Source organism: Porphyromonas sp. CAG:1061, assembly GCF_000435035.1.
In the GTDB taxonomy this organism is placed as follows: domain Bacteria; phylum Bacteroidota; class Bacteroidia; order Bacteroidales; family Porphyromonadaceae; genus Porphyromonas_A; species Porphyromonas_A somerae.
Window position 1 is genome coordinate 8,803 of sequence record NZ_HF988891.1, and the last position, 11,130, is coordinate 19,932.

General features: G+C 50.4%; 9 protein-coding genes. 6 read left to right on the forward strand and 3 right to left on the reverse strand.

Annotated elements, in window-relative coordinates; translation table 11 throughout:
- A partial coding sequence (locus QVO39_RS02950) for an HAD-IC family P-type ATPase (protein WP_288171699.1) occupies positions 1–558 on the forward strand: 558 nt, incomplete at its 5' end.
- Positions 559–749: 191 nt separating this feature from the next.
- Here the strand turns inward: QVO39_RS02950 and QVO39_RS02955 are convergent.
- From QVO39_RS02955 to QVO39_RS02965, 3 genes are all read right to left on the reverse strand, one after another.
- On the reverse strand, positions 750–1,589 hold the full coding sequence (locus tag QVO39_RS02955; RefSeq protein WP_288171700.1) for a hypothetical protein: 840 nt from the start codon (positions 1,587–1,589) through the stop codon (positions 750–752).
- A 186-nt stretch (positions 1,590–1,775) separates the two neighbouring features.
- On the reverse strand, positions 1,776–4,136 hold the full coding sequence (locus QVO39_RS02960) for a 4-alpha-glucanotransferase (protein WP_021902960.1): 2,361 nt from the start codon (positions 4,134–4,136) through the stop codon (positions 1,776–1,778).
- Positions 4,137–4,164: 28 nt separating this feature from the next.
- On the reverse strand, positions 4,165–5,244 hold the full coding sequence (locus QVO39_RS02965; protein ID WP_021902961.1) for a 6-phosphofructokinase: 1,080 nt from the start codon (positions 5,242–5,244) through the stop codon (positions 4,165–4,167).
- A 497-nt stretch (positions 5,245–5,741) separates the two neighbouring features.
- Here QVO39_RS02965 and QVO39_RS02970 point away from each other — a divergent pair, with 497 nt between their 5' ends.
- The 5 genes from QVO39_RS02970 (at position 5,742) to QVO39_RS02990 (ending at position 10,899) form a co-directional block, all read left to right on the forward strand.
- Entirely contained in the window at positions 5,742–6,347 is a 606-nt protein-coding gene (locus tag QVO39_RS02970; RefSeq protein ID WP_021902962.1) for an autotransporter outer membrane beta-barrel domain-containing protein, read from the forward strand.
- A gap of 6 nt (positions 6,348–6,353) precedes the next feature.
- Complete coding sequence (gene lgt, locus QVO39_RS02975; protein ID WP_021902963.1) at positions 6,354–7,214, forward strand: prolipoprotein diacylglyceryl transferase; 861 nt, start codon at positions 6,354–6,356, stop codon at positions 7,212–7,214.
- Positions 7,215–7,254: 40 nt separating this feature from the next.
- Positions 7,255–8,445 (forward strand): FprA family A-type flavoprotein, encoded by a 1,191-nt coding sequence (locus tag QVO39_RS02980; protein ID WP_021902964.1) that lies wholly within the window; start codon positions 7,255–7,257, stop codon positions 8,443–8,445.
- A 98-nt stretch (positions 8,446–8,543) separates the two neighbouring features.
- The gene (gene nagB / locus QVO39_RS02985; protein ID WP_021902965.1) at positions 8,544–9,341 is read left to right on the forward strand and encodes a glucosamine-6-phosphate deaminase; all 798 of its coding nucleotides are present in this window, start codon (positions 8,544–8,546) and stop codon (positions 9,339–9,341) included.
- A gap of 4 nt (positions 9,342–9,345) precedes the next feature.
- Entirely contained in the window at positions 9,346–10,899 is a 1,554-nt protein-coding gene (locus QVO39_RS02990) for a sialidase family protein (protein WP_021902966.1), read from the forward strand.
- The last annotated feature ends 231 nt before the right edge of the window (positions 10,900–11,130 follow it).

Sequence of the window (11,130 nt, forward strand, 5' to 3'; positions counted from 1 at the left end):
GTGCTGGTGATTGAGGATGAGATACGGGAGGAGGTGCCTGAGGCGATGGCTCAGCTTGCCACCCGCCATGGGGTGACCGTACATCTGCTCTCGGGTGACCAAGCAGGTCGGGTAGAGGCTTTTGCCAAGATAGCAGGCATTGAAAAGGCCAAAGGAGAGCTTTCGCCACTCGATAAGAAGAGCTACATTGAGCAATTGCAGTCGGAAGGAAAGGTGGTAGCGATGGTGGGAGATGGCATCAACGACTCCCCCGCTTTGGCAACCGCCGACCTCAGCATCGCCATTGCCAGTGGTAGCGACATCGCTACTGAGGTGGCACAGCTCACTGTTGTCTCGGGTTCGCCCTTTGCTCTTGAACAGGCGATCGCTCTCTCCAAAAGGAGCAGTCGGATCATCCACCAAAACTTCTTCTGGGCCTTCTTCTACAACATGCTGGCGGTGCCAATAGCTGCCGGCTTGTTTTACCCCGCCCTCTTTGTTAGCCCGATGATTGCCGCTGCCGCGATGGCGTTCAGCTCCGTCACCGTGGTGCTCAATAGCCTCCGCCTCCGTAGATAAATAGTGTATTAGCACCCGAAAAGCCGACACTCAGCTAGTTACGACTGATGAAGGCGGTAGGTAGCTATAATTAAACGACCCTTGTGACAGCACTCACATAAGTTTGTGCTACCACAAGGGTCGTATACATTGTGCCTCTTTTATTGCTAGTCTTCGGAGTTGTAAGCTGTGACTAGTCAATAACTGACTTTCTAGTACTTTGTTGTCATAGTATAACTACCAGAACCATCCTTCTCCTTTATCTTAACTAAGGTGGGACGGCCAAGATTGTCTAGCTCATAGTCAAAAGCAATATCAGTACCTTCTTTGATATATCTCTTTGGAAGGTTTTTGCTGTGCAAAGCTACAGATGCAGATAGACTGGGGGTAGGAGCATTATGATTCCAGTAAGATACAGCGAATCCGTCAAAGTAGTTGAAAAGATTCGGAGTGTCTGAATATTCAAAAGTTTCTACACCTAGGCTAGAGCTTATAGCAATAAGATTGCCATATTTCCAAGTTAGATTATATGTTATTTTCTCATATTTTCTTTTATCGTTATCAAACATAAATGTGTCGTATGAGATGAGCTTACCTTCGGCATTGAGCTTAGCGGAACCTTCGATATAGTAATCTAACATAGAAGGCGTTTCAGAATATGAACCTGATGAGGCTGGTGGAAGATCCTTTTCGGAGGCGACTGATAAAAGAAAAACAATGCCCCGCTCCAGAGCACCATTTTGTTCTATTCCTTCCCCAGTGACCTTCACTCTGTTTCCTTCATATCTAAGTCTAAGTACATCTTCATAGACCTTCCCAGACCCAGAAGAACTATTAACTAGTTTCGACGCCCTATTCTGGCTATCATATTCGATTTTCATCGTTAAACCATCAGTTATAACCTCCTTAACTAAATACTTTGGGGCTCCAGCGCCAGAGTTAGTGCCAGAGTTGTTATCAGGAGCATCCTTTTTGCAGGAGGTGAGCATCAAAAGCGACGCAAAGGCTAGTATGCCAATTCTACTTAATACATTCATTCTCATTACTTTCATCTTTTAATTGATCTAAATAATATGCGTTTATCGTTCTTTGGCAAACCTATATATATATATGCAAATATCTAGATGGCATTTAAGTATCATTAACAGGTTAGGCATGGCGGATTAGGTGTCTTTATCAACAGTGGAAAGAGGTTCTAGATGGAGTGCGATAATAACCAAGTGTGGGTGCCTCAGGCGTTAATCGGCGAGGTAGCCTTTTGGGAGGCGGTAGTTCCAGACGTGGTGTGGGTCTTGTGGAATATTGATCTGCTCCGCTTCGGGTGGCACTTCCGACCCAAATCCCGTGAGGACAAACCAATCCTGTAGCGGGAGAACGAGTAGGATAGAGCGGGGCGACTGAAGTAATGCATTCACTAAACCACGAGGCGAGATATCCTCCTCAAAGTGGTAGCTCTCCGCCAACGCCTTCCGCTCCTTCTTGGAGAGCGTCTGCCACCAACCTCGAAGCGAAGGCATATCGTGCGTTGAGGTAGTGACCAGTGAAAGCTGGGGGATATCCTCAGGCTCCACAAACGTGCGACCGAGTAGCTTCGGCATCCGCAATACCTCTAGCGAAATGATTTCAAGCCCCCTCAGCACCTCATGGATACATTGGGGCAATACCCCAAGGTCCTCGGCACAAAGCAATAGGTCGCTCGCCGAAAGAATGCTCGTGAGTCGCTCCAAGGCGGTAGCGGTCCATAGCGCATCATTATCCTTATAATAGTAATCGTACGAGAGCCTTAGTAACCGTTGCTGCTCCTCTTCCAAGAGGGCTTCAAAGCCCTGGCAACTCACTGGCTCTAGTGGCGGATGATACGCTCCCCTTTCATCCTTATTGAAGAAAGACTCCAAGCCACGCACCTGTTCCTCGGCATACCCCTTTGCTGGCACATACCAACCTGTAGCGGCATCGCCACTCCCTACTGGAATGCTCCAAATGCGGAAGAAGCCGAGGATATGATCAATACGAAGGGCATCAAAGTGCCGTGACATGGTCTGTAACCTTTGCCGCCACCACTGATAGCCATCACGTGCCATCGCCTCCCAATGATAGGTCGGAAAGCCCCAATCCTGCCCTGTAGACGAAAAGGCATCTGGCGGTGAGCCCGCCTCTTTATCGAGGCAAAAGAGTTGCGGTGCCACCCAAACGTCCACACTATCGCGCGACACCCCAATCGGAAGATCCCCCTTGATGATAATCCCCCGCTTATGTGCTTCATCTCGTAGAGCACTCAATTGTCGATAAAGATGGTATTGGATAAATTGATACTTCTCCACCGACCGCTCCAGCTGATACCCACGATAGCTCTTGTCCTTTTGCCACTCCGCCAACACCTCGTCATAGGGCGGATACTGCGATAGACCTCGCTCCGGATAATGGTCGCGTATCGCACAAAAGAGTGCGTAGGGTAGGAGTTGCGACTGCTCCTCCTCAATAAACTTCAGGTACTCCCGACTTCGCTTCTGCAGAGCCCATCGATCAAAGAGTAGCTCGATTACCTCCTCCTTTAATCGCGACACCGCTACATAGTCCACCGCATCAAGACTATCCAAAAGCCTTGCCCTATGCTCCCATAGAGGGCGCTCAGGTGCGGTTAAATAACCCGGTAGCTCCTGCAAGTCCATATAGATAGGGTGCAACCCATAGGTGGTGATGGCACTATAGGGATATGAGTCCCGATCTGTATGGCTAAAAGTGGTATCGTAGATCGGTAGAAGCTGCAGCACCGATTGCCCTCGTTTCTGCATCCAATCCAGCAACTCAATCGCTGCCGAAAAGTCACCAATTCCCTGCGTCGCCTTTCCTCGTAGTGAAAAGAGGGGCACCGCTGTGCCAGTTAGGGTGCGGGGCAATGACTCCTCCGTTGAGATTCCTTCAAAAATAGGCTCCGGAAGCGGACCAAGCATAAAATGGTCCGCCTCCGAGGGTCGGTAATATCGATTATCCCCTTTCTCCCAAAGAACCTCCCCATCGGGTCGCCTCCAGACCAACTTGTACTCCGTCTCAATAGCCTTAGGGAACTGGAGTAGATAGCCGTGCCGACAAAGGGTAAGCGGCATCCCCTCCTCCACATGCCACCCCCCGATAGAGGGGTCGGCACCCACCAAAAGGAGGTCGCCATCATAAGCTCGATGGATTGGAACCAAATAGGCTTCTCGCGACGTGGTGGAGAACGAAGGCATCCGATACTTCCTCAGATTGCACTCCCTTAAGAGATGTGCCAAAGGAGCTTCTGTATAGCGATGCCATGGAGTCGCCTCCATCCAATAATCGTGCACCGCCGCCTTGCCCTCGCCATTGATAGAAAGGCGAAGAGTATGGGGCGAACTCGGAGGCTCTACTCTCTGCAAAAGCCCCTCCCTCTCAATCTGGTAGTGGTAAATCAATTCTACCGACATCGTCTCATCAAGGTCCAGCAGTAGTCGCCACGTAGCACGACCATTGTCGGGCGTGAGTGGCTTCTCGGTGGGCACCCCATTGATCGTCCCCACCCAGTAAATCTGCACCATCGGGTCAGCCGCATAGTAAGGCAGCACAAAGCTGATCTGTGGCATATATAATATGGTATGTAAAAAAGAGAACTTACTTCTCCTCTGTGGTTAATCGTAGTTTAGAGAAGTCGACGCCAAAGGAGATGTCCATCCGACGCCCCTCCACCACTAGAGGGTCATTGGCCTGTACCAACTTCAGCCTATCCCTAACCATAGAAAGAGGTACATGCGTCACCTTTCCTGCCCGCATGCTCACCATCACACCAAAGACGCCATCGGCAATCAATTGCGAAGCGTGTCCGCCCAACTTGGTACAAAGGTTGCGGTCAAACGAAGAGGGGGCTCCGCCTCTCTGCACATATCCCAGAACCGTCTCACGGCTATCAATATCTGCCTCCTCGCGTAGCTTACGAGAGAGGTAATGGCCAGCCGACTCACGCTCCTCCTCAGGCTGCTCCTTTTGCTCCTCAAAGACAACCCCCTCTGCCACCACAATGATGGCATAGTTCTTTCCCTCCTCATAGCGCTTGCGGATGGCCGCCTTCACCAACTCTAGGTCGCACCCTAGCTCAGGGAGCAAGATCACATCCGCCCCACTCGCCATACCCGAGTGGAGAGCGATCCAACCTGCTTCGTGTCCCATCACCTCCACCACAATCACCCGATTGTGGCTCTGTGCGGTGCTATGAATGCGGTCAATTAGCTCCGTAGCGATGCCCACTGCGGTATCAAAGCCAAAGGTGATATCTGTGCCATAGATATCGTTATCAATCGTCTTGGGCACTCCAATTACATTAAAGCCGAGTTCCGAGACCACGGCAGCTGTCTTTTGCGTGCCGTTGCCACCGATGCAGACAATCGCATCGAGCCCCAGCTCCTTCCATGCCTTCTTTAGCTCCTCTACCGCTTCATCTTGCTTTAGCAGCGCCTTACGAAAAGCCTTGTCTCTACTAGAGCCCAGAATCGTCCCTCCCATACTGAGCAGACTAGAGAGGTTCATCATGTTCAGCTCAACATAATTCTTCGTGGTGATGCCGGTAAACCCGCCCATAAATCCCAGTACCTCCATGCCGTGTGCATGAATGGCTGTTTTCGCCACCGCACGTATGGTGGCATTGATTCCAGGGGCGTCGCCACCCGAGGAGAGGATCCCGATTCTCTTTGGTTTCATGGTAGTTGTTATATCTATAGTTATTTCACTTCCTTCTCCTTACAAAGATAGATAAAATATACCTATGTCGCACTAGGCGAATACCCAAATCGAGGATTGCCAACGATAGTCCAACCCTACTCCTACTCAGAGCACCCCCTCGCTGGCTAGTGAGGGGAAGGTTGGGGGTGGTGTAGGAGGGCAAAAACTGAGATGCAACTAAGCAATCGGTGAGTTGCAACTAAGCGATTGGCGAGATGCAACAAAGCAAATGCTTAGTTGCATCTCAGTTTTTTGCTTTTATATAGTGTTGTTTATCAGTGGGTTACAAGGCGCCTAAAATTGCCTTGAATTTACCCGCGTTGAATGATACGTAAACCCTATAAAAGACACCTAGTATGGAGGGTGGATGCGTCAGCGTTATGAAAAACGATTCTATTGAAGTGGAATGTGGTAGGAATTTAGTAGATTTGTGGTGTAAATGTTTAGATGTTTAATATCAATCACATTCATAAGTTATGAAAAAGTGGATACTTGCCCTTGCCGTTGTGGCGCTTGCCTCATTTGGTGCTACTGCACAGACCGTTAGCCTTAGCTACGATGACGGCAACAATGGCTTTAAGCTACTTACTGAGAAGCCTCACGAGGTGAAGCTCAATCTCATCACCTCTACTGTGATGCTTCACCCAGAGGTGGCTTACGACTACACTATCAATACCGACTTATCGGTGGGCGGTAGGGTCTCTTTCAATATTAAAAACGACAACGATCAGGCAGATGAAACCTTGGGCAACTTCCAGATCTCTCCTTACGTGCGTTGGCATTTCTATAAGAATACCAGCGGTAATGCCCTCAGAGGCTTTTATGTAGAGGGTAATATGGCATACACCAATTACACCTACGTCTCTAATCGTATCCTTAATGTGAATGATCCTGAGCATTTAATGACCACTGAGAAGTCGAAAGCCAATCAGTTTGGTCTCGGTGTGGGTGCTGGTTACCGCTGGATCACCAAGGGTGCGTGGAGCTTTGAGCTAGGTGCTGTTGTTGGCAGAAACCTTCTCAATAATGACGCCCCAAATGTCTATTGGAATACGATTTTCTCCATCGGTAAGCGATTCTAACGAGCGATGCTTGGCGTAGTTACTTGGACGGTTGATCCGATCATCTTCCAATCGGGGGGCTTACGTCTCGGCTGGTATGGCGTGCTCTTTGCTGTAGGACTGATCGTCTTTGGTGGAACCATCCTCTCCAAGATGTGGAAGCACGAAAACCTCACCGAGAAGTCTTTTAATCAGTTGGTCTTTTACGTGCTGATTGCGACCATTGTAGGGGCGAGGCTAGGGCATTGCCTCTTTTACGAACCCAGCTACTACCTGGCCAATCCCGTTGAGATCCTCAAGACGTGGGAGGGGGGACTGGCGAGCCATGGCGGTGTGATTGGCATCATGATCGCCATCTGGATCTACTCCAAGAAGGTGAGCCACCAGAGTATGCTTTGGACCTTTGACCGCCTCTGCGTGCCGGTGGGCTTAGTGGCGGCGATGATTCGCCTCGGCAACCTGATGAATCACGAGATCTATGGCCATGCTACCGACCTGCCATGGGGTTTCCGCTTTATTGAGAATATCCATCAGTGGCAAGCAGGAGCAGAGCCTATCTTCTCCGCCCCTTCGCACCCTACCCAGCTCTATGAAGCAGCGATCTACCTACTGGTCTTTGCGGTCTGCATGTGGCTCTACTGGAAGCGTGATGCCCAGAAGCGGGAGGGGCTGATCTTTGGCGTAGCGATGGTGATGATCTTTGTGGGGCGCTTCCTTGTGGAGTTTGTGAAGAACGATCAAGTAGGCTTTGAGGAGAGTATGACCCTCAATATGGGCCAGTGGCTCAGCATTCCCTTTGTGATTATTGGGATAGCTTCGATTGTCTATAGCTTCAAGCAGCCGATTAAGGAGTACCGCCGAGGTGGCAACAGCATATACCAAAAGTAGTTATTTACCTGCCTAGTGTAGGCAAAGTTATTTTATCTATATGAAGTATCAACTCAAAATCAATGATTCGACCTATTACTTTGGTCAAAACGATAGAACACAGACACTCTTTGAGCATCTCTACCCCCTTCCTCACGGTATGGCGTACAATAACTATCTCATCAAAGACGAGAAGAATGTACTGCTAGATACCGTAGATGTAAAGTTTTCGGAGCGTTTCTTTTCGCAGCTAGATAGTGCCTTGGATGGGGAGCCACTGCATTACCTGATTGTACAGCATATGGAGCCCGACCACTCTGGTTCGATCGGTCTTCTGCTTCGTCGGCACCCCGAGGTGACTCTAGTGGGCAATAAGAAGACCAAGACCATGCTCGAGGGGTATGGCGTATGCACCGATAAGTTTATGGAGGTGGATGAAAAGACTCCGCTCAATATCGGTAGCCGTGAGCTACAGTTTGTCTTCGCTCCTATGGTGCACTGGCCAGAGGTAATGTTTACCTACGATGCCAAGGAAAAGACCCTCTTCTCGGCCGATGCCTTTGGTGCTTTTGGCGCGATTGATGGAGGCTTTTGGGATGAGCAGCATGACCTTGCTACCTATATGCCCGAGGCACACAGATACTATACGAATATTGTAGGTAAGTACGGTAGCTTTGTGCAGCGGACGCTGGATAAGGCACTGAAGCTGGATATCGAGGTGATTGCCCCTATCCACGGGGTGGTATGGCGGAAGCATATCCCTGAGATCCTGGAGCTCTACCGCCAGATGGCTACCTACGAGGCAGAGCCGGGGGTAGTGGTGATCTACGGCTCAATGTATGGCAATACCGAAGAGCTGGCCGAGGAAATCGGTCGTTCGCTAGGGGCACACGGGGTCAATCGTGTGGTGCTGCATCACATGGGCTACTCTAGTGCTTCGCAGGTGATCTCCGATGTATTCCGCTACAAGGGTGTCATCATCGGTTCACCTACCTATAATAATGGAGTGTGGCCCAATGTGCAAGATGTGCTTTACCAATTGGCAGAGCGCAATATCCCCGACCGCCTCTATTCAGTCTTTGGTTCGGGTACATGGAACCCCAATACCATCAAGCCACTAGAGGAGTGGGCTGAGGCTCGCAAGTGGACTAAGGTGGCAGACCCTATCAAGCTCTCCCAAGCTCCCTCAGCCGAGGATAAAGCAACCGCATGGGAGCTAGGTCGGGTGATGGCCGAAGCGGTGCTGAAATAATATTTTGATACAGAAGCGATGGAGAAGGGAGCGTGCCCTAGAAGGGGGTGCCGCTACACTCCATCGCTATTTTTTTTACTATACAATAAAGAAAGGTTATGAGAGTAATTATCCAAGAGAACAAAGAATTGCTAGCTAAGTGGGCTGCACGCCACGTGGCTGAGCGTATCAATAATGCCCATCCTACTGCCGATAAGCCCTTCGTACTGGGGTTGCCTACTGGCTCTACTCCACTCGGTATGTATCACGAGCTGATTGAGATGAACAAGGCGGGCAAGGTGAGCTTCGAGCATGTAGTCACCTTCAATATGGATGAGTACATCGGTATCCCTAAGGAGCACGAGCAGAGCTACTACACCTTTATGTGGAGCAACTTCTTTAGCCATATCAATATCAAGAAGGAGAACACCAATATCCTCAACGGCAATGCCTCTGATTTGCAGGCTGAGTGCGAGCGGTATGAGGAGAAGATCAAGTCCTACGGCGGCATCGACCTCTTTATCGGAGGCATCGGCGAGGATGGGCACATCGCTTTCAATGAGCCTGGCTCTTCACTTTCGTCACGCACCCGCATCAAGACCCTCACTTCGGATACCATCGAGGTCAACTCTCGTTTCTTCGATAATGATATCAACCTAGTGCCTAAGACCGCTCTTACCGTGGGCGTAGGCACCATTATGGATGCCAAGGAGGTGATGATCCTTGCCAACGGACAGAAGAAGGCAACGGCACTAAAACAAGGAATAGAGGGCGGCATCAGCCAGATGTGGACCATCTCGGCTCTACAGCTACACCCTCACGGTATCATTGTTTGCGACGAAGCAGCTTGTGGCGAACTACGTGTGGCTACCTACCGCTACTTTAAGGATATTGAGAAGGACAATCTAGCGCTATAAGTATATGATGACGAAGAAGGGACTCCTATTCGCCACCTTACTACTCCTTTCTACCTGCCTACTCTCTGCTCAAGAGGGGGGCATCAAGGTCTATCCCTCTCGCCACGGAGTGGAGACAGGAGCGCAGCACAAGACGCTCCTAGCCATTGAGCTAGAGGAGCCGCTGAAGCGTAGCGATCAGCTACAGTTCCGTTTCGCCATTCCTACTGAGAGCCAACGACTGATAGAGAGTCTGGAGATTCTGAGCTCCGATTCTCTTGCGGTGCGTGACTTGGATGATTACAAGGGGCGAGTGAAGTATGCCACTCACCCACTCAATAGTTGGTGCGAAGCAACGCTAACAGGAAAGGTGTACGAAGGGGCCAAGGTACTCTACCTCTCCGCCAACCTCGCTACACCCGAGCACTATTCGCCACACCACATCTTACGCTGTAGGATGAAGGAGCTGTCGCTCAATGGACAGACTGTGGAGGCAAAGCAGGTGGGCGATGAGACGTTCCGCCGTTTCTTCAGATCGTACAAGCCACTATTTGTGCCTGGTGATGGAGGTAGTCGCAACTACCGTATCCCTGTGATTCACAAGACTCAGAGTGGGGTGCTTCTTGCTTTTGCCGACCGACGGAAGTTCAATCAGACCGATATCCCCGAGGACATAGACATTATTCAGCGTCGCAGCTTTGATAATGGTAAGACTTGGAGTGAGCCTGAGATCCTAATCCGTGGCACTGGTCACGGCAAAGGGTATGGCGATGTGGCGGTTGTGCAGGCGAAGAGTGGCAAGCTGGTGATGCTCTTTATTGGTGGGCAAGGGCTTTGGCACGGTCGTCCCGATACCCCGATGCCTACCTATATGATGACTAGTGGCGACGATGGTGCCACCTGGAGCCCCGCACGCGACATCACCCACTTTATCTACGGCTCGGAATGTACCGACCCACAGAGGAGCCAACTCTGGAGTGCCTTCTGTGCTTCGGGTCAAGGGGCAGTGACGGAGAGTGGTCGTATCATGTTTGTCACCGCTATTCGTCCCGATGCCAATTACCGATTGGATAACTACCTAGTCTACTCCGACGATGAGGGGGAGACGTGGCAGGTTTCGGAAAGAGCCTATGCTGGTGGCGATGAATCAAAGGTGATCGTGATGCCCGATGGAGCGATACTGATGAGCATCCGTAACCCCCACAAGGGCGACCGTATCTTTAGGGTCAGTTACGATGAGGGTAAGACGTGGCAACCTACTCAGGACTATGCCGGTCTGCACGACCCCGCCTGTAACGGTGCCCCACTTCTGATGGAGCAAAATGGACTGAAGATGCTACTCCACTCGCTTCCGTATGGACCTAATAAGCGGTGGAACGGCGCCCTCTACGGCTATGACCCCTATCGCCAGCAGTGGAGCGATGCAGTGGTGATCAACCCTGGTATGAGTGCCTATAGCGATATGGTGGACCTCGGCGATGGCTTGATTGGCTACTTTGTAGAGGAAGATGATGAGATGTCAATGGTCTTCATCACCTTTACCCTCGAGGATCTCCAAGCGATGCAGAGAGAGCACTGAAAGAGGTAATTCGCTTCTTTGTATTTCTTGTGTGCTTTGTCTCTTAATACGAATGATGTAAGATTTATGTTGGGAAGAGTTTTTAGAAGAGCTTGGTTAGTTGGGCTCTGCCTAATTTCATTGACTGTGAAGGGAAATGCTCAGGAGAGTGGGCGCCACTTCAATCTGGAGGTACACACCCGAGGAGGGTACAGGGTAGAGGGTGTGGAGCCATTTAAGGAGACGACGGGC